The sequence below is a fragment of the Mesorhizobium sp. BR1-1-4 genome (assembly GCF_020165375.1).
Lineage (GTDB): Bacteria > Pseudomonadota > Alphaproteobacteria > Rhizobiales > Rhizobiaceae > Mesorhizobium > Mesorhizobium australicum.
The window spans coordinates 56,137-78,752 of the sequence record NZ_JAIUIB010000013.1 but is presented as its reverse complement, the minus strand read 5'-3'; the positions used below and the strand labels follow the sequence as shown (position 1 = coordinate 78,752).

Genomic DNA, 22,616 nt, shown 5'->3' with positions numbered 1-22,616 from the left:
CTGCTTACGCCCCATGCCAGAAGGTTTCCGGCCCCGTGAGGAGGGTAGGCAGAAATGGTTTACGAACGGTTCACCATGTTCATTAACTGGCTTGCGAGCGCCTGAAGCAGCGCCTATCAACCGTCAGACAGCGCAGGAGGCGGAAGATGGCCGGGCTATATCTGGAGGAGTTTGTTGTCGGCCATGTCTTCCGGCACACGCTGCGCAAGACTGTCACCGAGAGCGACAACATGCTGTTTTCGGTGATGACGCTGAACCCGCAGCCGCTGCATATCGACTTCGATTTCGCCGCTAGGAGCGAATGGGGCAAGCCGCTGGTCAACTCGCTGTTCACGCTCGGCCTGATGATCGGCATTTCGGTCAACGACATCACGGTCGGCACGACGGTTGCCAATCTCGGCATGAAGGAAACCGTGTTTCCTCACCCGGTCTTCCATGGCGACACCATCCGCGTCGAAACATCTGTCGTCTCGGTGCGCGAATCCAGGTCGAAGCCCGACCGCGGCATCGTCGAATTCGAGCACCGCGCCTACAACCAGCATGGCGATCTGGTCGCCAAATGCATCAGGCAAGCGATGATGCTGAAGAAGGCAGACTGATGCGCTCGCTGCTATTCGTTCCAGGCGATTCCGAACGGAAGCTGGAAAAGGGATTTGGCGCCGGCGCCGACGTGGTTATCGTCGATCTCGAGGACTCCGTGGCGCCGCGGAACAAGGCGCGGGCGCGCGAGATCGCGGCGCGCTTTATCCTCGAACGCAGGGGGCAAACCAACTCGGCGCTTTATGTCAGGGTCAACGACCTCTCGACCGGAATGACGGACGATGATCTTGCCAAGCTCGTTCCGGCAAGACCGGACGGCATCATGCTGCCTAAATCGAACAGCGGCCAGGATGTGCAGCAGCTCGCGGCCAAGCTCAGGGTTTGGGAAGCCGAAAACGGCCTGCCCGACGGGTCGATAAAAATCCTGCCGATCATCACCGAAACTCCGGCGGGCGTGCTCGCCGCCGCCACCTATGCGGGGACAAGCGCACGGCTCGCCGGTCTCACCTGGGGCGCGGAAGACCTTTCGGCCGCGATCGGCGCACGCTCTGCCCGCGACGAGCACGGCCGCTACACCGATCTCTTCCGTCACGCCCGCCTGACGACCATTCTCGCGGCCGGAGCCGCGGAAGTCGCCGCGATCGACACCGTATTTCCTGGCTTTCGCGACATGGTGGCCTTCGCCGCGGAATGTGCCGACGCCGAGCGTGACGGTTTCACCGGCAAAATGGCGATCCACCCCGATCAGGTGCCCGTCATCAACACCGCCTTCACGCCCTCTGCCGAGGCGGTGAGACAATCGGCGGCTATCGTGGCGGCCTTCGAGGCGGCCGGAAATCCGGGCGTCGTCGGCATCGACGGCAAGATGTTCGACCGTCCGCATCTGCGGCTGGCCGAACGCCTTCTGGCCCGCGCGAAAGCGGCCGGGATATCCGCCTGACGGCTACTCCTTGCCCCAGCGTGGCCGCCGCATCGAAAAGACCTCGTCGACGCTGGCGTAATCCATATAACCGAGACGCGCGACATTGCCGGACTTGGTGATGTCGAACAGGCCGTCTTTCAGGAAAGCATCGTCGATGTGAACGCCGATCACCTCACCGGCGACGACAAAGGCACTCGTCGGTGATCCGTCCAGCGCCTTCGGGCGAAACACTTCCGTCACCCGGCATTCGAGCGCCGCTGGTGCAGCCGCCACGCGCGGCGGCTTGACGAGACGCGAGGGCGCCATGGCGAGATCGGCATAGATGAACTCGTTGACGCCACGCGGTGCGTCGACGGATGTGTAGTTCATCTTGTCCGCAAGATCGCGGCTGACCAGATTGGCGACGAACTCGCCGGTTTCCTGGGCAAACGAGGCGCTGTCCTTCTCACCCTCCGAGGAAAACCAGACAATGAAAGGTCGCGTCGAAAAGGCGTTGAAGAAGGAGTATGGCGCCAGATTGACCTCGCCGGCCTGGTTCAGCGTCGATATCCAGCCGATCGGGCGCGGCGCGACGATCGCCTTCGAAGGATCGTGCGGCAGGCCATGCCCCTTGGACGGCTCGTAGAACATTCAGCCCGCCCAAGGTCCGGCATAATCGGTGTAGAGCTTGGCCGGATCAGGCCGTGGCCGCTCCGGCGCCGGACCGGCGTAGGAGCCGATATGGATGAACCCGACGACGCGCTCCTGCGGCGCCAGTCCGAGAATCGCCCTGCCCTCCGGCACGTCGGAATACCAGTTGCTGATCATGTTCGTGCCATAGCCCAGCGCAGTGGCCGCGATCATCAGGTTCATCGCCGCCATGCCTCCGGACAGGAACATCTCCCATTGCGGGATTTTTGGGTTCTCCCTCGGAATAGATACGACACCGATCACCAGCGGCGCGCGCGAGAACCGCGCCAGTTCCTGGTTGCGACGGCCTTCCGGCAACGGCCCCTCGCGCTGTTCGGCCAAGGCCGCTAGTTTTTTGCCGATCTCGATGCGGGCTTCGCCGCGATAAAGGATGAAGCGCCACGGTTCGAGCCGTCCATGGTCGGGCACGCGCGTGGCGGCGGCGATCATCGTGGCGATATCGGCGTCGCTGGGCGCCGGTTCCCTGAGGTCGGGTATCGGCGCTGAATTTCGGGTCAATAGAAAGTCGATGATCGGCGACGCCATGGGCGCAAGTCTCCTGAAACACTCTGTTTTGAGCTGAAGCGCACCATCGGGAATTCGGGCGGCTCGGGCAAAGGCGCGCAAACGCCGGGCTGAAGAGTCCCGGATCGGACTCTTAAGCCTTGAAATTGCCACCGCCATGGGCTTCAACGCAAGGCATGTTTGAGGGGCGACTGCGTCTTTTCCTGGTTCGGCTCTGCGCCGCGCTGTTCCTGCTGCCGGTCTCCATGGCTGTCGCGCAGGAAAAGGACGGCGTCGGCGACCTGAAACTTCCCGGAATTTCGAGCTATGCAACGCCGAAGAGCGAGACCCCGCTGGCGCTTGGCGGCGGTGGCGCCATTACGCTCTCGGCCCAGTTGACCGACAAGGGCACCGACATCACACGTGGGCTAGTCTGGCGTGTCTTCAAGCCAGAAGCGGTGAACGGCAAATTGCCCATGGTCGCCTCCTCCCATGGCGGCAGCGCCGTCTTCCAGCTCGAGCCCGGCAGTTACCTGGTCCACGCTTCCTATGGCCGCGCCGGCGCCACCAAGCGCATCACAGTCGGCAAGGAAGCCAAGCGAGAAAGCCTCGTGCTCGATGCCGGCGGCCTGAAGCTAGACGCGGTCCTGTCCGGCGGCGTGCGCATACCGCCGAAGAAACTGCGCTTTTCGATCTATGAGGGCACCGCCGAGGCCAATGGCGACCGCGCGCTGATCATTCCCGATGTCGAACCCAACAGCGTCGTGCGGCTCAATGCCGGCATCTATCATGTCGTCTCGACTTACGGCGCGGTCAACGCCGTCATCCGATCCGATATCCGCGTCGAGGCGGGCAAGCTGACGGAAGCCACCGTCGAGCATCACGCCGCTGAAATCACCATGAAGCTGGTACGCGAGACGGGCGGCGAAGCGATTGCCGACACCTCGTGGTCGCTGCTCAACGAATCCGGCGATCCGATCAAGGAAACCGTCGGCGCCTTCGCCTCGATGGTGCTGGCCGAAGGCGACTACACCATCATCGCCAAGAACCGCGATCGCATCTACCAGAAGGATTTCACGGTCGTTGGCGGGCAGAACCAGGAAATTGAGGTTCTCGCCACCGAAGCAGCGGCGATGGATCCCGAGGAAGGCGCCGATTAGCCTTCAGGCGGCGAGCTTGGTTCGCGCCGGGAGGAACGGAATGCGACGGCGCGGCAGGCTCGGCGCCAGGTCGAATACACCGCGATAGAGACGGTCGAGCAACGTTTTGCGGTCGCGCAGCGGCTCCAGTTCGTTCCAGCTCAGCACGTTGCCGACGCGCACGTCGATCGCCCTGCCGGACAGCCGCGCGAATTCACGAATGAGCAGCGAGGTGCGCAAGGTCAGCGAGGCCTTGCCGACGAATTTGGCCACACGCCCGTCGCGCTCGGCCATGTTCATCGGCCCGCTGACCAGATGGAAAAGCCTGCCGTTCTGGCCGGAGAAATGCATGGGGATGACCGATGCCTTGGCCTCCTGGACGAGACGGGCCGGAAACATCTTCCACGGCAGGTCGCGCGCGCGGCCAAAACCCTTGGGCGCAGTGGCCACGCCGCCGGCCGGAAACACCACAATGGTGACACCTTCCCTGAGCAGCCGGACCGCCTCATGGCGCACCGCCATGTTGTTCTTCACCGCGTCCTTGGTCTCGGAAAAGTCGATCGGCAGCGAATAGGGCTCCATCTCGCGGATCCTGAGCAGGTCCTTGTGGATCATCACCCGGAAAGGCCGGCCGAGTTGCTCTGCCAGCGATAGCACGGCAATGCCGTCGCCGATGCCGAAGGGATGGTTGGCGACGATTACCAGTGGCGTGTCGGGCAATTGCGCGGGCGGCCATTGGTCGGGAATTCGGACGCCCACGTCAATGAGGTCCAGCATGCGGCTGAACACACGCTCGCCCGTCGGCACCACCTGGCGGCGCCAGAAATCATAAAGCGCGGCAAAGCGATCGCGACCCGACAGGCCTTCGACCGAATGGATGAACCAGCGCGCCAGCGCCGGCTGGTGCGGATTGGCGTAGGAAAGCTCTGGGAACGGTCGTTCGCGCGATTTCAGCTTGAGCATAGGGGCTCGTTACAACGTTGCCGTGACAGGGATATGAAAATGGCGGTTGATCGCTCCACCGCCATTCGATCGAAACACTCCGATTCAAGCAGCGCGCTTGCGTCGGCGATCAGGCGTGATCGCTTCTTCGGTCAGCCGTTCGATTGCTTCGGCAAGACCAAGCGATTCCTGATCGCGCGAGCCGAGCCGGCGGATGTTGACCGTCTGCTCCTCCGCCTCGCGCTTGCCGCAGACGAGGATGACCGGCACCTTGGCCAGGCTGTGCTCACGGACCTTGTAGTTGATCTTCTCGTTGCGCAGATCGGCTTCCGCCAACAGCCCGGCGGCCTTCAGCTTTGCCACGACCTCGGTCGCATAGCTGTCGGCGTCTGACGTGATCGTCGCCACCACCACCTGCAGCGGCGCGAACCATAGCGGGAAGTGGCCGGAATAGTTCTCGATCAGGATCCCGAGGAAACGCTCCATCGAACCGCAGATGGCGCGGTGCACCATGACCGGCTGCTTCTTCTCCGAATCCGAGCCGATGTAGAAGGCGCCAAAACGCTCCGGCAGGTTGAAGTCGACCTGCGTCGTCCCGCATTGCCATTCGCGGCCGATGGCATCCTTCAACACATATTCGAACTTCGGCCCGTAGAAGGCGCCCTCGCCCGGATTGATCGAGGTCTTGATCCGATTGCCGGACCTTGTCCTGATCGTCTCCAGCACGCCGCCCATGATAGCCTCGGCATGATCCCAGGCCTCGTCCGTGCCGACACGCTTTTCGGGCCGTGTCGACAGTTTGACGCTGATTTCGTCGAAACCGAAATCGGCATAGGTCGACAGGATCAGGTCGTTGATGCGCAGGCACTCGGAAGCCAGCTGTTCCTCGGTGCAGAAGATATGCGCATCGTCTTGCGTGAAGCCGCGCACGCGCATCAGCCCGTGTAGCGCGCCCGACGGCTCGTAGCGATGCACATTGCCGAATTCCGCCAGCTTCACCGGCAGATCGCGATAGGATTTCAGCCCATGCTTGAAAATCTGCACGTGGCCCGGGCAGTTCATCGGCTTCAGCGCAAAGATGCGGTCATCGTCGGTTTCATCGCCGGCGACCGTCACCTTGAACATGGCGTCGCGGTACCAGCCCCAGTGGCCTGACGTCTCCCACAGGCTCTTGTCGAGCACCTGCGGGGCGTTGACCTCCTGGTAGCCCTGCTCGTCGAGCCGGCGCCGCATGTAGTTCACCAGGTTCTGGAACATCTTCCAGCCCTTGGCGTGCCAGAAGACCACGCCCGGCCCCTCTTCCTGGAAATGGAAAAGGTCCATTTCGCGGCCGAGCTTGCGGTGGTCGCGCTTCTCGGCCTCCTCCAGCATCGTCTGGTAGGCTTCGAGCTGCGCCTGGTCGGCCCAGGCCGTGCCGTAGATGCGCGTCAGCATCGGGTTGTTGGAATCGCCGCGCCAATAGGCGCCGGCCACCTTCATCAGCTTGAAGGCGTTGCCGATCTGGCCGGTCGAGGCCATGTGCGGACCGCGGCAGAGATCGAACCAGTCGCCCTGCGCATAGATCTTGAGATCCTGGTCCTCGGGAATGGCATCGATCAGTTCGAGCTTGTAGCGCTCGCCCTTGTCGGCAAAGACCTTTTTTGCCTTGTCGCGCGACCAGACCTCCTTGGTGAACGGCTTGTTGCGCGCGATGATCTCGCGCATTTTCTTCTCGATCACCGGGAAATCGTCTGGGGTGAACGGCTCGTTGCGGGCAAAGTCGTAATAGAATCCGTTCTCGATCACTGGTCCGATGGTCACCTGCGTTCCCGGCCACAGCTCCTGCACGGCCTCCGCCAGCACGTGCGCGGTGTCGTGGCGGATAAGCTCAAGAGCGCGCGCATCGTCGCGGGTGATGACCTCGACCTTGCCGGACTTGCCGAGCGGGTCGCTGAGGTCGCGCACGGTGCCGTCAATGGCGTAGGCGACGGCCTTCTTGGCCAGCGACTTCGAGATCGATTCGGCGAGACCCGCACCGGTCATCGCCGCATCGTAGTCGCGGACGGAGCCATCGGGAAATGTCAGGGAAACGGAATTCAGCATATGTATCTCCTATCCAGTCCCGCAAACGAGCGCGGGTGGTAAATGCAGATCATCAGCGGTTCGGGGCTGCGACCTGCCAGGGTGCCGGATGCGTCCGGCGGCGGCAGTCTTTTATGAGCAGATGCCGCCGCCGTAAAGCCCGGCTCACTTAATCAGCTCTGGCAGGTCCTTCAGGAACGCGGCCCGTGTCGCCAACCCCTTCGGCATGTCGGTGCGTTTCGTATCGACGACGAGCCGGGCGAACACGATCTGGCGGCCGTCTTTCCCAGCCCAGCCGACAAACCATCCGAGCGAGCGCTTGTCCTTGCCGCCCGCACCCAGCCTGGTCGTGCCGGTCTTGCCCTGAACGGCCCAGTCCCCAGCCTTGAAGTTCGGCATGATGGCGCGTGTCATTTCATGCGCCCTGGCCGACACCGGCATTGTGCCGGCGAGCAGTTGCCGCAGGAAGGCAACCTGTTCGACTGGCGTGATCTTAAGCGAGGAGTTGACCCAGGAATGGGTGAGCCCGTCATCCTTGCCAGGATTGCCGGAAACGTCACCATTGCCATAGTTGAACTTCGATACGTAGCCGGCAAATTTCTGAGTTCCGAGCTTACGGGTGATCTCGCGCGAGAACCAGATGATGGAATCGCGTTCCCAGATCGTCGGATCGACGATTTTCTGGTCGCGTTTCACCGCGTTGAACTCAGGCTTGTAATCCCATGCCGGGGTATGTTCATCGGCAAGGATGCCTGCGTCGTAGCCGATCAGCGAAAGCGGCACCTTGAACGTGGAGGCCGGGCTGAAGCGCTGGTCGCAGATACCGTCCTGGTAAAGCGTCTTGCCGCTCTGGGCATCGGCGATCAGCGTGCACTGCACGTCCGCGAGCGGCGCGGACTGCGCGCGCATCGGAAATCCCAGCAGCCAGGCGAGCAGGAACAGGACACCAGCCATGATAAAGGGAAGACGATCGACATTGCGCATTTTCTGCTCGCTCCAGAAGGGGGTTCGCGAGCGGGCTTAGCGAGGTCTCTTGTCTCGATTTTGTCTCAAATGCGCAGTTGTTGTGCAGGCTTGCGTTAACCCTACCGGAGCGTAAACGGCGCGACGCGACCAGCCACCCTAGCCCTGCGCTCCGCCGCGCTTGCGACCAATCCGCCAGTACCGCCATGGCATGAACCAGACGTAGCGGGATGCCAGCGCCTGCGGCACGAGATCGACGCCGTGCGTGCCGAACGGACCGCAGCGCAGCACGCGGAACAACCCCATCCAGCCGCCGGCCCAAAGGCCATGGCGGGCGATCGCCTCATGCGCGTATTCCGAACAGGTCGGCAGATGGCGGCAGGAATTGCCGACAAAGCCGGACAGCGTCAGCTGGTAAAACCGCACGAGCGAGGTGCCGAGCAAGCGGCCCGGCGTCTTGCGCCAGGGGCCGGGCCAGTTGCGGCCGCGCCTCGACGCTCCGGCTGTATGCGCATGCCTGTGCTGGTCGCCCACTGCGATCTCCGCGTTTTCCAGCTGATAGATGTGCGCTTGCACCGGAGAACGCAATCCCGATCGCCGTGCGGTCACGGGCGGGAACGGCGAAATGGCCCTCGGTCGGCTGGCGGCGCCCAGCGGCCAGGATGAGACCATTCTTCGTGATGCCTTGTAGCGCGTCTTTCGTCGCGCCATTGGAACGTCGCGATCCGTATGACGTCGCCAAGGATCTCAAGCAACTGCATCATGGCGGCATCTCCTTGAAGACGATTAGACCGCCGCTGGCCTTCGCCTTCAAACGAGTATAATTTCCGCTTCGGATAATCCTGGGTTATGCGAAATGAAGCGTGGACGCTTGCCCCTGACGGCGTTGAGGAGCTTCGAGGCGGCGGGGCGGCATTTGAGCTTCAGCAACGCCGCCGAGGAGCTTTTCGTCTCGCAGGCGGCGATCAGCCGGCAGATCCGCGAACTCGAAACCTTCCTGCGCCAACCGCTTTTCGAACGGCACCATCGCCGCGTCGAACTGACGGATGCAGGCCGTCGGCTGCTTGCTCAACTGGTCAGAAGTTTCGACGACATCGACAAACTACTCTCGGAACTGGTCGCGGTTCCCGCGCAGGCCGTGGTTCGTGTCAGCGTCGAGCCGTCGATTGCATCCGTCTGGCTGGTACCCCGGCTCAACCGGTTTCGCCAGTTGCGGCCCGATATCGACGTCTCCCTCGAAGTGGACCCAAGGCTGATCGAGTTCCGCAGCGACCAGCCCGAACTTGCCTTACGTTTCAGCTCGAACGCGACGTCATGGCCCCGCAGCGAAGCCGAGCGGCTGGCCTCGACAGTCGATTCGCCGGTTCTGTCGCCGGCGCTGCTTTCATCGGGCCCAGCCCTCGGGAAGCCGGCCGATCTTGCTCGCTTCACGCTTTTGCACGAGGAAAACCGCCAGGGTTGGACGCGCTGGTTCGAGGCGGCGGGCGTACCCGCCAACGCCATGCCCACGCGCGGGCCGATGCTTGCGGACGCCTCACTCTCCAAGCAGGCCGCGCTGCTCGGCCACGGCGTGGCGCTGGGCGATCTCCTGCAGATTGGAGAAGAATTGGAGACCGGAGCACTGGTCAAACCGTTCGACATCGATGTCGCATCCGGGGCCTATTGGCTGGTGGCCAGGAGTTTGCACAGTCTCTCCGAACCGGCCGCGGCCTTCGCCGACTGGCTAAGAAGCGAATTCATCGAAAGCAGGCGAGCGCTGAAAGCTCCGGCCTGAGCCATGCGCTGGCCGGAGCCGGCTACTTTACCTTCTTGTATTTTCCGAGAAGTTTATCGAGGTCGTTGATGTCCATGGACGGATGTCCCGCCGCCGGGTCGACTGCTGGGTAGAATGTGACGACGATGTCGCGCCACAAATCATAGTCGGCGCCGTAGGACGCCAGCCCGGGAAACGGCGCGCAACGCGTGATCGCGCGAATGGCGGCTTCGGCAACCTTATGCCTTGCCGATGTCACGGGGCCGACGATTTTTGGCGGCCCGGCGAGCGATCCGTCCTTGTTCAGGCTGATCCGGACGCGTGCAGTACTTGTGGCATTTGCGGGCACGTTCCAGCAGGGCTGGACGGCCCTCATGAGATAGTCGCCGATATCGCGCTGGACTGCTGGTTCCGCCCCGCTTGAGCCACCGGCCGACACAAGTGAAGCGGCAAGAGTACCGGCGAACACCAAGCCATGGCATGAACGACCGCTCTGGCGGGATCCGCTCACCGTAAGGTCGAAGACCACTCTCAGGCCGCTTCGTCGGCGCGCTTCTTCTCGATCTGGCCGATGGCGTCGACCACGGCGTCGAAAGTCAGCATGGTCGACGCATGACGCGCCTTGTAGTCGCGCACCGGCTCCAGATAGCCGAGGTCGGCGAAGCGGCCTTCCGGCGGCGCGCCGTTCTCCTTCAGCATCTTCAGCATGGTCTCGCGCACCGCGCGCAATTCCTCGGCGCTGGCGCCGACGACATGTTGCGCCATGATCGAGGACGATGCCTGGCCGAGCGCGCAGGCCTTCACGTCGTGGGCGAAGTCGGTGACCACGCCGTCCTCCATCTTGAGGTCGACGGTAACGGTCGACCCGCACAGCTTGGAATGCGCCTTCGCGGTCGCGTCGGGATGATCGAGCCGGCCGATGCGGGCGATATTCCCGGCAAAACCGAGAATTTTCGCGTTGTAGACGTCGTTGATCATTATTTTCCAATCCGTCGCCGCCAAGCGAACAGCGATTGCCGTTGTTGCGTCTTTCATTCGCTCGGCACGACCATATATAATGCTGGCAGTCCGGTATCGACAAGGCGGCGAACGCCACTGTCCTTGCCGGGAAGTTCACGCCGCTTACGGGGCTGGAAACGGGGCGAGTTTCCGACACCGAAAGGTCGTGGTCCGTTCAACTCGTTCCTCCTCAGAGAGGAACTACGGGAGACGCCTTTTATGGATGCCGTCATCAAGAAACTAATGCCCCAGTCCGCCTATATGGAAAAGCCGGTCACCGACCGCCCGAGCGAGGCCGAAGTCGAGGCCGCCGTACGCACCTTGCTGCGCTGGACCGGCGACAATCCGGATCGCGAGGGTTTGATCGACACGCCCAAGCGCGTGACCAAGGCCTATCGCGAAATGTTCGGCGGCTACGACATGTGCCCGGCCGAGGAGCTTGGCCGTACTTTCGAGGAGGTCGCCGGCTACGACGACCTGGTCATCGTCAAGGACATCCAGTTCCATTCGCATTGCGAACATCACATGGTGCCGATCATCGGCAAGGCGCATGTCGGCTACCTGCCCGACGGCAAGGTCGTCGGCCTGTCCAAGATCGCGCGCGTCGTCGATATCTTTGCCCATCGGCTGCAGACGCAGGAAGCCCTGACCGCCCAGATTGCCGGCGTCATCCAGGACGTGCTCAACCCGCGCGGCGTTGCCGTCATGATCGAGGCGGAGCACATGTGCATGGCCATGCGCGGCATCCGCAAGCAAGGTTCCACCACGCTGACCTCCACCTTCACAGGCGTCTTCAAGGATACGCCCGAAGAGCAGGTTCGTTTTGTCACCATGGTGCGCGGCGGCAGGGCGTAAGCCCTTTGCCGACGTCGCGGTCAATAGGAAGATAGACCGGCAATGTCGGCACTGGAATTTCCGGAAGCTCCCTCGGACAAGAAAGCCTTGGAGGAAGGCGCGGTGTTTTCGCCGCGCTTCGATGCCGCCGGTCTTGTCACCGTCGTCGTCACCGATGCCGCCGACGGCATGCTGCTGATGGTCGCGCATATGAATGCACGGGCGCTGGCTCTGACGCTGGAAACAGGCATTGCCCATTACTGGTCGCGCTCGCGCAACACGCTCTGGAAGAAGGGCGAAACCTCGGGCAATTTCCAGCATGTCGTCGAGATGCTCACGGATTGTGACCAGGATGCGGTGTGGCTTCGCGTGAAAGTGTTGGGCCACGACGCAACCTGTCACACCGGCCGGCGTTCATGCTTTTATCGGACGGTGGGGCTGATCGACGGCAAGGGGACGCTTGCCGACGACGGCAGCAAGCCGCTGTTCGATGCGGAAAACACGTATCGGAAGCCATCAGCTTGAACCTTCTGCCTGACACCGACCACATAGATTCATCATTTCGATACGGCCCGTCCGTATACTAGCCTGGGACAAGGGAGATCATGATGCTCGAATGGGCGTCATTGCGTAACAGACCAGATGTCAGGGAGGCCAACGGCCTGTCCTCGGCAGGCGGCGCATCCGAAACAACCTCCCCCAAGAAAACAGGTATTTCGCTCGCGCTCGGCGGCGGTTGCGCCAGAGGCTGGGCCCATATCGGCGTGCTGCGCGCGCTCGATGAAGCCGGCATCGAAGTTTCGATGATCGCCGGCACCTCGATCGGCGCCCTGGTCGGTGGCTGTTATCTGGCCGGCAAACTGGATGAGCTGGAAGAGTTCGCCCGCAGCCTCACCAGACGACGTATCTTCGGCCTGCTCGATCTCAACCTGCGCGGTAGCGGCCTCTTCGGCGGGATGAAGCTGGACGCGCGCCTGCGCGAGCACGTGGCCGGCATCCGCTTCGACGATCTGCCCAAGCCATTTGTCTGCGTCGCGTCGGAAATCCGCACCGGCCACGAGATCTGGCTGTCGAGCGGATCGCTGATCACCGCCATGCGCGCGTCCTACGCGCTGCCTGGCGTGTTCGAGCCTGTCGATTGCAACGGCCGCGTGCTGGTGGACGGAGCGCTGGTCAACCCGGTGCCCGTTTCGGTCTGCCGCGCCTACGAGCAGCCGCTCGTCGTGGCGGTCAACCTCCACTACGACCTGTTCGGCCGCGCCGCCGTGATCAAGCACAGCGCTGGCGAGCTGGTTATCGAAAAGGATGCGCCAAGGCCCGGCCAGGTCGACGCCCAACACCAATCGCACCAGACGCGTTTGGGCATCACCGGCGTGATGGTCGAAGCCTTCAACATCATCCAGGACCGTATTTCACGGGCGAGACTTGCCGGCGATCCGCCTGACATGTCGCTGCAACCCAAGCTCAGCCATATCGGCCTTACCGAATTCCACCGGGCCGACGAGGCGATCCAGCTCGGCTACCAGGCGACGATAGCGCAGATCGGCGAACTGACGCGGCTGCAGACGGTTCTCGCCTAGACCGTTCCTCAAGTTGTATTGGCCTCAGGACAAACTGATTGCAAAACGCAATTGGTTATGGTGATCTGCGTCGATCGAGGCGGAGGTGCCGATGGCCAGGATTGTCTATTCCATGCTGACGTCGTTGGACGGCTATATCGCCCGATCGAACGGGGACATCGGCTTGCCAGTGCCCGAGGCGGAACTGCACCAGCACTTCAACGACATGATGAGGCAGGCTTCCGCCGTGCTCGCCGGACGGCGCATGTACGAAACCATGCGCTTCTGGGACAGCCCTGAACGCGAAACCGGCGCCACCGAGGTCGAGCGGGATTTTGCCCATGCATGGCGCGAAACGCCGAAGATCGTCTTCTCGACCACGCTTCGGCAAGTCGGGCTCAATGCCCGGCTGGTGGATGGCGATGCGGAGGATGCGGTACGATCTCTCAAGGCGCAGGCCGATGGCCTCGTCATCCTTGGCGGCGCCGACCTTGCCGCTTCTCTGGCACGAGCCGGCCTCATCGACGAATACCGGCTCTATATGCATCCCGTGGTGCTGGGTGGCGGCAAGCCATATTTTGAATCCGGCCTGTCGCTGGCGTTGACCCCGCTCGGCACGCAAAGTCTCCCCCAGGGCGTGACGTTGCTGCGTTATGCGCCGGCCGGCTGAATTGCGCGGGTTTCCGGCGCGCCCTACGCCCGCGCGGCGTCGATGATGCGAAACTGCACCGTACGGTTGCCGTTCCAGTAATTGCCCGACAGCGAGCCGGCGACATGCACCGTCTTGCCGCGGTTCTTGGACAGGAACTCGCCAAGCACCGTATCGACGGCGCGAAAGGCGATCGCCTGGATGCGGCCGCCGCTCTCCGACTGTAAATCGGCGCGAATATGGTTGGTGCCGACCGGCCTGATGTCGGCCAGCCGATGGCGCGGCAGCACGAAAACAGGCGCGACATGCCCGGCACCGAAGGGCCCCGCCTTTTCCAACGCATCGAGCAGGCCGAGCGTCGCGCCTTCGGCGGCAAGCGCGCCGTCTATCGCCAGGCTTTCCTCATCCTGCAACCTGAAAACGTCGGCGGCCGCCCGCTCCTCGAAGAAGGCCCTGAGCTCACCCAGTCTTGCTCGCTCGACGGTGATACCGGCAGCCATGCCATGGCCGCCGCCCTTGACGATGAGCCCGGCATTGGCGGCTTCGCGCACCAGCCGGCCAAGGTCGAAACCCGACACCGAACGGCCCGAGCCAGTGCCGGTGCCGTTGGCGTTGAAGGCGATGGCGAAGGCCGGCCGCCGTGCGTGATCCTTCAGTCGTGAGGCAAGCAGGCCTACGATGCCAGGGTGCCAGCTGTTGCTGGCGGTGACGACGATCGCCGGGCCGCTGCCGCCCGCGAGTTCGGCATCGGCCTCGGCGCGCGCGGCGGCGAGCATCTCCTGCTCCATCAGCTGCCGCTCCTGGTTCAGCCGGTCTAGCGTCTCCGCGATGGTCTGCGCCTCGACGGGATCGTCCGTTGCAAGCAGCCGGCTGCCGAGTGCCGCATCGCCTATGCGCCCACCGGCATTGATGCGCGGACCGATCAGGTAGGCGAGATGGAAGGTGCTGATCGGCTCGCCAACGCGTGACACCCGTGCCAGCGCGGCCATTCCTTCATTCTTCTGCTGCCGCGCCACTTGCAAACCCTTGACGACGAAGGCGCGATTGACGCCCGTGAGCGGCACCACGTCGCAGACGGTGGCAAGCGCCACGAGATCGAGCAGGGAAAGCAGGTCGGGCGGCGTGACATCGCTCAGGCCACGCAGCACCTTTGCGGTGTGTACCAAGGCGAGGAACACGACACCGGCGGCACAGAGATGGCCCTGTCCGGAAAGGTCGTCGTCGCGGTTTGGATTGACGACGGCGATTGCCGCAGGCAAGACGCCGCCGACCTGGTGGTGGTCGAGCACCACGACATCGGCGCCGGCGGCATTGGCCGCGTCGATCGAGACGGCGCTGTTGGTGCCGCAATCGACTGTGACGATCAGCGTCGCGCCGCGCGATACCAGTTCGCGCATGGCATCGGGATTGGGACCGTAGCCCTCGAAAATACGATCCGGGATATAGATTTCCGACGGCACCGAGAAATGCGTGAGAAACCGCTTCAGCAAGGCCGACGAGGCCGCGCCATCGACGTCGTAATCGCCGAAGATCGCAATTTTCTCCCGCGCCATGACGGCGGCGGCGATGCGGATGGCGGCCTTGTCCATATCGGTCAGCGAGGCCGGGTTCGGCAACAGGTCGCGGATCGTCGGGTCCAGAAACCGCTCGGTCTCATCGGCGGCCACGCCGCGTCCGGCAAGAACGCGCGCGACGATGTCTGGCACGCCATGACCCTGTGCGATGGCGAGCGCGATCATGTCCTGCCGTTCGGTCAGCCGGTGCTCCCAGGAGAGACCGGTTGCCGACTGCCTGACATCGAGGAAGAGGCGCCTTTCGCCCATCATGCGCTTTGCCAACTCATGGTTGGCGGCAGGATAAGCCAAAGGCCGCGGGAGACTTCAAGAAAAACTACGCTTTCCGCCTTTCAGCCGTGCACCCGTTCGCTGGCCGCCCGAGACATCAGAGGCCGCATGCCGATCGGGCGGTGTCATCGTTAAACCCTTGCCGCCATCGGAGGCAGCCAGATGGCTAACAACTGCGGCCCGGCTTCGCAAGCAGGTCTAGAACTTATCCAGATCCTGGTGCCTGGCCTTGATCTCGCGCACGGTCCGCGATGACGATCGCAGCACGATCGTGTGGGTGGTGATGTATGTGCGGCCAAACTTGACGCCAGCCAGCATATTGCCATCGGTGACACCGGTGGCCGCGAACAGCACGTCGCCACGCGCCATGTCTTCCGCTTGATAGATCCGCTTCGGATTGGAAATGCCCATCTTTGCGGCACGTGCGACCTTTTCCGGCGTATCGAGGATCAGCCTGCCTTGCATCTGGCCGCCGGTGCAGCGCAACGCCGCCGCGGCCAGCACGCCTTCCGGCGCACCCCCGGTGCCGAGATAGATATCGATGCCGGTTTCTTCCGCGTCCGTGGTGTGGATGACGCCGGCGACGTCGCCGTCGCCGATCAGCCGAATCGCGGCGCCCGTGGCGCGCACGGCATCGATCAGCTTGGCGTGGCGCGGACGGTCGAGGATGCAGGCCGTGATGTCGGACACAGCAACGCCCTTCGCTCGCGCAAGGCTGGCGACGTTTTCGGCCGGCGAGGCGTCGATATCGATGACTCCGTCGGCGTAACCGGGACCGACCGCGATCTTGTCCATGTAGACGTCGGGCGCGAACAGCAGGCTGCCCTTCTCGGCGATCGCGATCACGGCGAGCGCGTTCGGCAGGTTCTTGGCGCAGATCGTCGTGCCTTCGAGCGGATCAAGCGCGATATCGACCGCGGGCCCTTTGCCGGTCCCGACCTCCTCGCCGATATAGAGCATCGGCGCCTCGTCCCGCTCGCCCTCGCCGATCACCACCGTGCCCTTGATCGCGAGGCGGTTGAGCTCCTCACGCATGGCATCGACGGCGACCTGGTCGGCAGCCTTTTCGTCGCCGCGGCCGCGCAGCCTGGCGGCCGCGACCGCGGCCCGTTCGGTGACGCGCACCAGTTCCATGGTGAGTATCCGGTCAAGGCCGGCGACGATGTTCTGGGCCACATTCATTCGGCAAATCCTCGTTTGATGCCGCCTCCCGCCAGAGGCGTGCTTGTTTTGTCAAAGGACCATGACAACGGCAAGACCTGCCGGATGGTTTATCGAAAGGATAGCAATATCAATCGATTGAACCGAATTTTTGAAAACAATGCCGGCCCGGTTTGGGATCAACCGGGCCGGCACGAAACAGAAATTGCCGTCTTCGTGGTCCTAGAAAACCGCGAGGTATTTGAGCAGCGAAATAATGCCGATGATGATGACGATGACCTGGACGATCTGCCTCATCCTGGCGTCGAGCGGCAGCCGCTGCACCAGGTAGAGAACGAGAATGATGACCAGAAATGTAATCAGGATGCCGATTAACACGGACGAAGCCATAATGCCCTCCTTAAATGACTTGCTGAAACGGAGAAATGAGCCGGCATTGCCGGCTCAATATCGGCGCGGTCAATACCAGCGGCGCGACGTGTCGTTCATCGACTGGCCGACGGCAATCCCGGCCAGAAAGCCGAGCAGGCCGATCACGCCAAGCACGGCTGTGGTCGTGCCCGGATTTTCACGCGCGACTTCCGAAACGGACTGGGCCTGGCTGCGCAACTGCTGCGCTGTCCGCGAGGCGCGGGAAGCGGCTGTATCGTAGAAATCCGATGCTTGCTCACTGGCATCATCGAGCATTTCCGCGCTGCGCTGCGAAATGCTCTTGTTGATCTTGGTGATCTCCTTGCGCAGGTCGGCGATCTGCTTTTCCAGCGTCTTCTGGATGTCGCCAATGTCAGGGGCGTCGGATTTGTTGGTATCGGCCATGAAGCGGCTCCCTTGGTTGCTGACCAAGAGAACGGTACCGACGCCAATTCGTTCCGGGCGGCAGCGGGATGTCCTCACCGAACCGAGATACGCCGCCGGTGGTTACGCCCACGGCAACGAGGCTGCCTGCTACCCTGCCCGCTCGATGCGGATGACCTGTGGCTTGTCGGTCAGATGGCCGTCCTTGGTGATGCCGTCGACAGCCTTGCGCACGGCAGCCTCGGTGGTCTCGTGGGTAACGAGGATCACCGTCTTCTGCGCCGCCGCCTCGCCGCTGACCGCATGCTGGACGATCGATTCCAGCGAAATATCGTTGTCGGCCATGCGCTTGGCGATCGCCGCGAACACGCCGATGCGGTCGTGCACGGTCAGCCGGATGAAGTAGCCGCCGGCATGGCTGCGCATCTGCGCCTTCTTATACGGTCTCAGCTCCTTCGCCGGCCGGCCGAAGACGGGACCATGCTGGAAGCCGGGCCGGCTCTTGGCGATGTCGGCGATGTCGCCGATGACCGCCGAGGCGGTGGCATTGCCGCCGGCGCCGGGGCCCGAGAGCAGCAACTCGCCCAGAATATCGGTCTCGATCGCCACTGCGTTGGTGACACCATGCACCTGCGCGATGACCGAAGCAGTCGGCACCATGGTTGGGTGCACACGCTGCTCGATGCCGCTTTCGGTGCGCTGGGCGACACCGAGCAGCTTGATCCGGTAGCCGAGATCGCCGGCGGCACGGATGTCGGCCTGTGTAATGTTGGAAATGCCTTCCATGTAGATGTCGTTGGCGGCGATTTTGGTGCCGAAGGCAAGGCTGGTCAGGATCGACAGCTTGTGCGCGGTGTCATGGCCCTCGATGTCGAAGGTCGGGTCGGCTTCGGCATAACCCAGCCGCTGCGCGTCCTTCAGCACGACGTCGAAGGAGACGCCCTCGGCCTCCATGCGGGTCAGGATATAGTTGCAGGTGCCGTTGAGGATGCCGAAGACGCGGGTGACGGAATTGCCGGCCATCGCCTCGCGCATCGTCTTGATGACCGGGATGCCGCCTGCCACTGCGGCCTCGTAATTGAGCAGCACCCCCTTCTTCTCGGCGATTTCGGCAAGCGCCACGCCATGCTTGGCAAGCAGCGCCTTGTTGGCGGTGACGACATGGCGGCCGGCTTCGAGCGCGGCCTTCACCGAGGCGCGCGCCGGCCCCTCGTCGCCGCCGATCAGCTCGACGAACACGTCGATCTCGGCGGTCTGCGCCATCTTGACCGGATCGTCGAACCAATTCGCGGAGCTCAGATCGATGCCACGCTCGCGTTTCCGGTCGCGTGCGGAAATCGCCGACACGATGATGTCGCGCCCGCATTGGCGGGTCAGTTCCGCCGCCTTGTCGCGCAACACGCGCGCCACCGATGCACCGACCGTGCCAAGTCCAGCAATTCCAACACGCAGTGCTTCAGCCATGGAAGGCGACGCCCCTCAAATAAGATCGAATTTGTATTTACCGGTGGGCGGACAGCGGCACCACATTGTTGGGCTGCTTGGCGCTGGCCGACAGGAAGCGCTTGATGTTGCGTGCCGCCTGGCGAATCCGGTGTTCGTTCTCGACCAGTGCTACGCGCACGAAATCGTCGCCATGTTCGCCGAAGCCGACACCGGGCGCCACCGCCACATCGGCGTGCTCGATGAGCAGCTTGGAGAATTCGAGCGAGCCCAGATGACGGAACGGCTCAGGGATCGGCGCCCAGGCGAACATCGAGGCCGCGGGGGCCGGAATGGTCCATCCCGCGCGGCCGAACGCATCGACCATCACGTCGCGGCGTTTGTGATAGATGTCGCGCACCTCGGCGATATCGGCGCCGTCGCCATTGAGCGCGTGCGCCGCCGCCACCTGGATCGGCGTGAAGGCACCGTAGTCGAGATAGGATTTGACCCGGGTCAGCGCCGAGATCAGCCGTTCGTTTCCGACGGCGAAGCCCATGCGCCAGCCGGGCATGGAGAAGGTCTTCGACATCGAGGTGAACTCGACGCAGACGTCGATGGCGCCCGGCACCTGCAGCACGGAAGGCGGCGGATTGCCGTCGAAGTAGATTTCCGAATAGGCGAGGTCGGACAGGATGATGATGTCGTTCTTCTTGGCGAAGGCCACCACGTCCTTGTAGAAATCGAGCGAGGCGACCAGTGCCGTCGGGTTCGATGGATAGTTGAGGATCAGCGCTAGCGGCTTCGGGATCGAATGGCGGACGCCGCGCTCGAGCGCCGGAATGAAGCCGTCATCGGGCTCGACTTGCAGCGAGCGGATGACCCCGCCCGACATGATGAAGCCGAAGGCATGGATCGGATAGGTCGGGTTGGGGCACAGGATCACGTCGCCGGGCGCGGTGATCGCCTGCGCCATGTTGGCGAAGCCTTCCTTCGAACCGAGCGTGGCCACCACCTGGGTGTCGGGGTTGAGCTTCACGCCGAAGCGGCGGGCATAGTAGTTTGCCTGGGCGCGGCGCAAACCGGGAATCCCGCGCGACGAGGAATAGCGGTGCGTGCGCGGATCGCGCACGACCTCGCACAATTTGTCGACGATGGCCTTGGGCGTCGGCAGGTCCGGGTTGCCCATGCCGAGGTCGACGATGTCGGCGCCCCGCGAACGGGCGCTCGCCTTGAGCCGGTTGACCTGCTCGAACACGTAAGGCGGAAGCCGGCGGACCTTGTGAAATTCTTCCATGGCAGTTCCAGACAGCAAGGGAGCGTTGGGCGCGCGCTATATACTCATTTGCAGGTAGGGTCGAGGGCGGGGTCGCATTTGCCTTCGATCTGCTTCAGGGTCTGCGGACCATGTTTCTTGGCGAGATCGGTCAGCGCCGCCTGGTTGGTGACGGCCGCGCCGCCGCCCTTGGCGCCCTGCCCGTTCTCGTCGGCCTTCAACTGGGCGAGCTTGGCTTTCTTCTCGGCCTCGGTGAATTGTTTCGCCGCCACCTGCGGCGGGATGTTGAGGTTCGGAAAGGTGCCGGTGTCCTTCGGGCCCGCGTCGGTGGCCATCGGCACCGGACCGCTGGTATTCGTGCTCGAGCATCCGGCAACGGCCAGGAGCATGAGGGCCGCGCTGATGCGGCAAAAGTGGCCGGCACCGAAAAAAACAGTCTCGCCAAACTTAATCGTCATATTGTTTCCTTGGCAGCCGGGGTAGAGCGAGATTGGACCCTGTCGGATGTCCCATGTTAATATGTCAAGAAAACGCTTCCGGAGGAACCCCGCGAACCATGTCCAAAACACCCGATTCGGGCAAAGCGGAAGATGGCGGACCTTCGACGGTCGAGCAATATCTGGTGAAGGACCCGGAACGCTTCGCGCTGAACATGGCGCGGATGATCGAGCAGGCTGGCAAGGCGGCTTCCGCATGGGCCGAACCGCGCGAAAAAGGTGAGGTGCGCGACCAGGTCGCCGAGCCGGTCGTCGACATGGTCAAGACCTTCTCCAAGCTCAGCGAATACTGGCTCGCCGATCCGCAGCGGGCGCTCGAAGCGCAGACGCGGCTGTTCGCTGGCTACATGACGGTTTGGGCGAACGCCATCCAGCGCGTCAGCCCCAATGCCGAAGGCGCCGACGATGCCGTCAAGCCGGAGCGCGGCGACAAGCGGTTCCAGGACCCGGAATGGGGCCGCAACGCCTTCTTCGACTTCTTGAAACAGGCCTATCTGGTCACCTCGCGCTGGGCGTCCGAACTGGTCGACCATGCCGAAGGCCTGGACGAGCATACCCGCCACAAGGCGAGCTTCTACGTCAAGCAAGTATCCAACGCCATCTCGCCGTCCAATTTCATCCTGACCAATCCCGAACTGTTTCGCGAAACCGTCGCCTCCAACGGCGAAAACCTGGTGCGCGGCATGAAGATGCTGGCTGAGGACATTGCCGCCGGCAAAGGCGACCTCAAACTGCGTCAGGCCGACTATTCACCCTTCGAGATCGGCAGGAACATCGCCACCACGCCCGGCAAGGTGGTCGGCCGCAGCGATGTCGCCGAGATCATCCAGTATGATGCGGCGACCGAGACGGTGCTGAAGCGCCCGCTGCTGATCTGCCCGCCTTGGATCAACAAGTTCTACATACTCGACCTCAACCCGCAGAAATCCTTCATCCGCTGGGCGATCGAGCAAGGCCACACCGTTTTCGTCATCTCCTGGATCAATCCGGATGAACGCCACGGCGCCAAGAACTGGGAAGCCTATATCAGGGAAGGCCTGCAATACGGCCTCGACACGATCGAGAAAGCGACCGGCGAGCGCGACGTCAATGCTATAGGCTACTGCGTCGGTGGCACGTTGCTGGCGGCGGCCTTGGCGCTGATGGCTGGGGAAGGCGACGACCGCATCAAGTCGGCGACCTTCTTCACCACACAGGTCGACTTCACCCATGCCGGCGATCTGAAAGTGTTCGTCGACGAGGAACAGGTCGCGGCGGTGGAAAAGTCGATGAACGAAAAGGGCTATCTCGACGGCACCAAGATGGCGACCGCCTTCAACATGCTGCGCTCGGGTGACCTGATCTGGCCCTATGTCGTCAACAACTACATGCGCGGCAAGGACCCCCTGCCCTTCGACCTGCTCTACTGGAACGCCGATTCGACCCGCATGGCGGCGGCCAACCACTCCTTCTACCTGCGCAACTGCTATCTCGAGAACAACCTCTCGCGCGGCACGATGCAACTGGCGGGCCACACGATCTCGCTCGGCGATGTCACCATTCCGGTCTACAATCTCGCCTCCCGGGAAGATCACATCGCGCCGGCTCTGTCCGTCTTCCTCGGCTCGAAATATTTCGGCGGCCCGGTCGAGTACGTGATGGCGGGATCGGGCCATATAGCTGGCGTCGTCAATCCGCCCGCATCCAACAAATATCAGTACTGGACCGGCGGTCCGCCGAAGGGCGACTTCGACCAGTGGATAGCCTCCGCCACCGGCCATCCGGGATCCTGGTGGCCGCACTGGCAAGGCTGGATAGAGGCCAAGGACAACACCCGTGTGCCTGCCCGCAAACCCGGCAAGCATATGAAAACCTTGGGCGATGCTCCCGGGACCTATGTCAAGGTGCGTGTGTAACGGACTGTAATGTCTGGTGAGTTGACGCCCCCGCAAAAGCGGGCGAAATGGTGTCGTCAACCATCAAGCGGCCGCAATTCGGCAATCGCTGCAAAAATACTTACAGGCTTGCTGATTTGACACAGGTCTCGTTTCCGGATCGGAGACAAAGGTCCACCTGACGCGGACATACCAGTCGGCGCCAGGTATATA

At 62.9% G+C, this 22,616-nt stretch carries 24 protein-coding genes; 9 read left to right on the top strand and 15 right to left on the bottom strand.

Annotated elements, in window-relative coordinates; translation table 11 throughout:
* Positions 1–146: 146 nt before the first annotated feature.
* Both LB571_RS25255 and LB571_RS25250 read left to right on the top strand, forming a co-directional pair.
* The gene (locus tag LB571_RS25255) at positions 147–599 is read left to right on the top strand and encodes a MaoC family dehydratase (protein ID WP_015317588.1); all 453 of its coding nucleotides are present in this window, start codon (positions 147–149) and stop codon (positions 597–599) included.
* On the top strand, positions 599–1,480 hold the full coding sequence (locus LB571_RS25250; protein ID WP_224598876.1) for an HpcH/HpaI aldolase/citrate lyase family protein: 882 nt from the start codon (positions 599–601) through the stop codon (positions 1,478–1,480). The genes LB571_RS25255 and LB571_RS25250 overlap by 1 nt, the downstream gene beginning before the upstream one ends.
* Positions 1,481–1,483: 3 nt before the next feature.
* On the opposite strand, the gene LB571_RS25245 is transcribed toward LB571_RS25250, so the two are convergent.
* Together LB571_RS25245 and LB571_RS25240 are read right to left on the bottom strand one after the other, a co-directional pair.
* Entirely contained in the window at positions 1,484–2,092 is a 609-nt protein-coding gene (locus tag LB571_RS25245) for a flavin reductase family protein (RefSeq protein ID WP_140616139.1), read from the bottom strand.
* On the bottom strand, positions 2,093–2,677 hold the full coding sequence (locus LB571_RS25240) for a nitroreductase (RefSeq protein ID WP_140616137.1): 585 nt from the start codon (positions 2,675–2,677) through the stop codon (positions 2,093–2,095). It abuts the gene before it with no gap.
* Between the two features lie 155 nt (positions 2,678–2,832).
* On the opposite strand from LB571_RS25240, the gene LB571_RS25235 reads away from it, so the two are divergent.
* Entirely contained in the window at positions 2,833–3,795 is a 963-nt protein-coding gene (locus LB571_RS25235; RefSeq protein ID WP_140616135.1) for a hypothetical protein, read from the top strand.
* A 3-nt stretch (positions 3,796–3,798) separates the two neighbouring features.
* Here LB571_RS25235 and LB571_RS25230 read toward each other — a convergent pair whose 3' ends face one another.
* The 4 genes from LB571_RS25230 to yidD form a co-directional block, all read right to left on the bottom strand.
* Entirely contained in the window at positions 3,799–4,737 is a 939-nt protein-coding gene (locus LB571_RS25230; RefSeq protein ID WP_140616133.1) for a lysophospholipid acyltransferase family protein, read from the bottom strand.
* Positions 4,738–4,821: 84 nt separating this feature from the next.
* Complete coding sequence (thrS, locus tag LB571_RS25225; protein ID WP_224598873.1) at positions 4,822–6,798, bottom strand: threonine--tRNA ligase; 1,977 nt, start codon at positions 6,796–6,798, stop codon at positions 4,822–4,824.
* A 144-nt stretch (positions 6,799–6,942) separates the two neighbouring features.
* Positions 6,943–7,761 (bottom strand): class D beta-lactamase, encoded by an 819-nt coding sequence (gene blaOXA, locus LB571_RS25220; RefSeq protein WP_224598869.1) that lies wholly within the window; start codon positions 7,759–7,761, stop codon positions 6,943–6,945.
* Between the two features lie 138 nt (positions 7,762–7,899).
* Positions 7,900–8,274 carry a membrane protein insertion efficiency factor YidD gene (gene yidD, locus LB571_RS25215; RefSeq protein ID WP_140616127.1) on the bottom strand — a complete coding sequence of 125 codons (375 nt, stop codon included), beginning with the start codon at positions 8,272–8,274 and terminating at the stop codon, positions 7,900–7,902.
* Between the two features lie 322 nt (positions 8,275–8,596).
* Between yidD and LB571_RS25210 the strand changes: the two genes are divergently transcribed.
* On the top strand, positions 8,597–9,514 hold the full coding sequence (locus LB571_RS25210; RefSeq protein ID WP_140616125.1) for a LysR substrate-binding domain-containing protein: 918 nt from the start codon (positions 8,597–8,599) through the stop codon (positions 9,512–9,514).
* Between the two features lie 22 nt (positions 9,515–9,536).
* Here the strand turns inward: LB571_RS25210 and LB571_RS25205 are convergent, their stop codons facing one another.
* Entirely contained in the window at positions 9,537–10,022 is a 486-nt protein-coding gene (locus LB571_RS25205; protein WP_140616123.1) for a cell envelope integrity protein TolA, read from the bottom strand.
* Between the two features lie 2 nt (positions 10,023–10,024).
* Positions 10,025–10,471 carry an iron-sulfur cluster assembly scaffold protein gene (locus tag LB571_RS25200; protein ID WP_015317578.1) on the bottom strand — a complete coding sequence of 149 codons (447 nt, stop codon included), beginning with the start codon at positions 10,469–10,471 and terminating at the stop codon, positions 10,025–10,027.
* Positions 10,472–10,711: 240 nt separating this feature from the next.
* Between LB571_RS25200 and folE the strand changes: the two genes are divergently transcribed.
* From folE to LB571_RS25180, 4 genes are all read left to right on the top strand, one after another.
* Positions 10,712–11,347, top strand: a complete 636-nt coding sequence (folE, locus tag LB571_RS25195; protein WP_015317577.1) for a GTP cyclohydrolase I FolE — start codon at positions 10,712–10,714, stop codon at positions 11,345–11,347.
* A gap of 42 nt (positions 11,348–11,389) precedes the next feature.
* Positions 11,390–11,851, top strand: coding sequence for a phosphoribosyl-AMP cyclohydrolase (gene hisI, locus LB571_RS25190; RefSeq protein ID WP_015317576.1), 462 nt, complete (start codon positions 11,390–11,392; stop codon positions 11,849–11,851).
* An 80-nt stretch (positions 11,852–11,931) separates the two neighbouring features.
* Positions 11,932–12,906, top strand: a complete 975-nt coding sequence (locus LB571_RS25185; protein ID WP_411961387.1) for a patatin family protein — start codon at positions 11,932–11,934, stop codon at positions 12,904–12,906.
* Between the two features lie 91 nt (positions 12,907–12,997).
* On the top strand, positions 12,998–13,555 hold the full coding sequence (locus tag LB571_RS25180; protein WP_015317574.1) for a dihydrofolate reductase family protein: 558 nt from the start codon (positions 12,998–13,000) through the stop codon (positions 13,553–13,555).
* A 23-nt stretch (positions 13,556–13,578) separates the two neighbouring features.
* Here LB571_RS25180 and recJ read toward each other — a convergent pair whose 3' ends face one another.
* From recJ to LB571_RS25145, 7 genes are all read right to left on the bottom strand, one after another.
* On the bottom strand, positions 13,579–15,360 hold the full coding sequence (gene recJ / locus LB571_RS25175; protein WP_141906666.1) for a single-stranded-DNA-specific exonuclease RecJ: 1,782 nt from the start codon (positions 15,358–15,360) through the stop codon (positions 13,579–13,581).
* 216 nt (positions 15,361–15,576) lie between these two features.
* Positions 15,577–16,560 (bottom strand): class II fructose-bisphosphatase, encoded by a 984-nt coding sequence (gene glpX / locus LB571_RS25170; protein ID WP_140791027.1) that lies wholly within the window; start codon positions 16,558–16,560, stop codon positions 15,577–15,579.
* A gap of 201 nt (positions 16,561–16,761) precedes the next feature.
* The gene (locus tag LB571_RS25165) at positions 16,762–16,929 is read right to left on the bottom strand and encodes a Thivi_2564 family membrane protein (protein WP_015317571.1); all 168 of its coding nucleotides are present in this window, start codon (positions 16,927–16,929) and stop codon (positions 16,762–16,764) included.
* A gap of 69 nt (positions 16,930–16,998) precedes the next feature.
* On the bottom strand, positions 16,999–17,355 hold the full coding sequence (locus LB571_RS25160; RefSeq protein WP_140723655.1) for a hypothetical protein: 357 nt from the start codon (positions 17,353–17,355) through the stop codon (positions 16,999–17,001).
* Between the two features lie 129 nt (positions 17,356–17,484).
* Positions 17,485–18,798, bottom strand: coding sequence for a homoserine dehydrogenase (locus LB571_RS25155; RefSeq protein ID WP_140661149.1), 1,314 nt, complete (start codon positions 18,796–18,798; stop codon positions 17,485–17,487).
* Between the two features lie 37 nt (positions 18,799–18,835).
* The gene (locus tag LB571_RS25150; RefSeq protein WP_015317568.1) at positions 18,836–20,053 is read right to left on the bottom strand and encodes an LL-diaminopimelate aminotransferase; all 1,218 of its coding nucleotides are present in this window, start codon (positions 20,051–20,053) and stop codon (positions 18,836–18,838) included.
* A 44-nt stretch (positions 20,054–20,097) separates the two neighbouring features.
* Positions 20,098–20,490, bottom strand: coding sequence for a hypothetical protein (locus LB571_RS25145; protein ID WP_015317567.1), 393 nt, complete (start codon positions 20,488–20,490; stop codon positions 20,098–20,100).
* 98 nt (positions 20,491–20,588) lie between these two features.
* Between LB571_RS25145 and phaC the strand changes: the two genes are divergently transcribed.
* Positions 20,589–22,424, top strand: coding sequence for a class I poly(R)-hydroxyalkanoic acid synthase (gene phaC / locus LB571_RS25140; RefSeq protein ID WP_015317566.1), 1,836 nt, complete (start codon positions 20,589–20,591; stop codon positions 22,422–22,424).
* The last annotated feature ends 192 nt before the right edge of the window (positions 22,425–22,616 follow it).

Coding starts and splice junctions, on each gene's coding strand:
- LB571_RS25255 (WP_015317588.1), top strand. CDS start 147: ATGGCCGGGCTATATCTGGAGGAGTTTGTTGTCGGCCATGTCTTCCGG.
- LB571_RS25250 (WP_224598876.1), top strand. CDS start 599: ATGCGCTCGCTGCTATTCGTTCCAGGCGATTCCGAACGGAAGCTGGAA.
- LB571_RS25245 (WP_140616139.1), bottom strand. CDS start 2,092: ATGTTCTACGAGCCGTCCAAGGGGCATGGCCTGCCGCACGATCCTTCG.
- LB571_RS25240 (WP_140616137.1), bottom strand. CDS start 2,677: ATGGCGTCGCCGATCATCGACTTTCTATTGACCCGAAATTCAGCGCCG.
- LB571_RS25235 (WP_140616135.1), top strand. CDS start 2,833: ATGTTTGAGGGGCGACTGCGTCTTTTCCTGGTTCGGCTCTGCGCCGCG.
- LB571_RS25230 (WP_140616133.1), bottom strand. CDS start 4,737: ATGCTCAAGCTGAAATCGCGCGAACGACCGTTCCCAGAGCTTTCCTAC.
- thrS (WP_224598873.1), bottom strand. CDS start 6,798: ATGCTGAATTCCGTTTCCCTGACATTTCCCGATGGCTCCGTCCGCGAC.
- blaOXA (WP_224598869.1), bottom strand. CDS start 7,761: ATGCGCAATGTCGATCGTCTTCCCTTTATCATGGCTGGTGTCCTGTTC.
- LB571_RS25210 (WP_140616125.1), top strand. CDS start 8,597: ATGAAGCGTGGACGCTTGCCCCTGACGGCGTTGAGGAGCTTCGAGGCG.
- LB571_RS25200 (WP_015317578.1), bottom strand. CDS start 10,471: ATGATCAACGACGTCTACAACGCGAAAATTCTCGGTTTTGCCGGGAAT.
- folE (WP_015317577.1), top strand. CDS start 10,712: ATGGATGCCGTCATCAAGAAACTAATGCCCCAGTCCGCCTATATGGAA.
- hisI (WP_015317576.1), top strand. CDS start 11,390: ATGTCGGCACTGGAATTTCCGGAAGCTCCCTCGGACAAGAAAGCCTTG.
- LB571_RS25185 (WP_411961387.1), top strand. CDS start 11,932: ATGATGCTCGAATGGGCGTCATTGCGTAACAGACCAGATGTCAGGGAG.
- LB571_RS25180 (WP_015317574.1), top strand. CDS start 12,998: ATGGCCAGGATTGTCTATTCCATGCTGACGTCGTTGGACGGCTATATC.
- recJ (WP_141906666.1), bottom strand. CDS start 15,360: ATGATGGGCGAAAGGCGCCTCTTCCTCGATGTCAGGCAGTCGGCAACC.
- glpX (WP_140791027.1), bottom strand. CDS start 16,560: ATGAATGTGGCCCAGAACATCGTCGCCGGCCTTGACCGGATACTCACC.
- LB571_RS25165 (WP_015317571.1), bottom strand. CDS start 16,929: ATGGCTTCGTCCGTGTTAATCGGCATCCTGATTACATTTCTGGTCATC.
- LB571_RS25160 (WP_140723655.1), bottom strand. CDS start 17,355: ATGGCCGATACCAACAAATCCGACGCCCCTGACATTGGCGACATCCAG.
- LB571_RS25155 (WP_140661149.1), bottom strand. CDS start 18,798: ATGGCTGAAGCACTGCGTGTTGGAATTGCTGGACTTGGCACGGTCGGT.
- LB571_RS25150 (WP_015317568.1), bottom strand. CDS start 20,053: ATGGAAGAATTTCACAAGGTCCGCCGGCTTCCGCCTTACGTGTTCGAG.
- LB571_RS25145 (WP_015317567.1), bottom strand. CDS start 20,490: ATGACGATTAAGTTTGGCGAGACTGTTTTTTTCGGTGCCGGCCACTTT.
- phaC (WP_015317566.1), top strand. CDS start 20,589: ATGTCCAAAACACCCGATTCGGGCAAAGCGGAAGATGGCGGACCTTCG.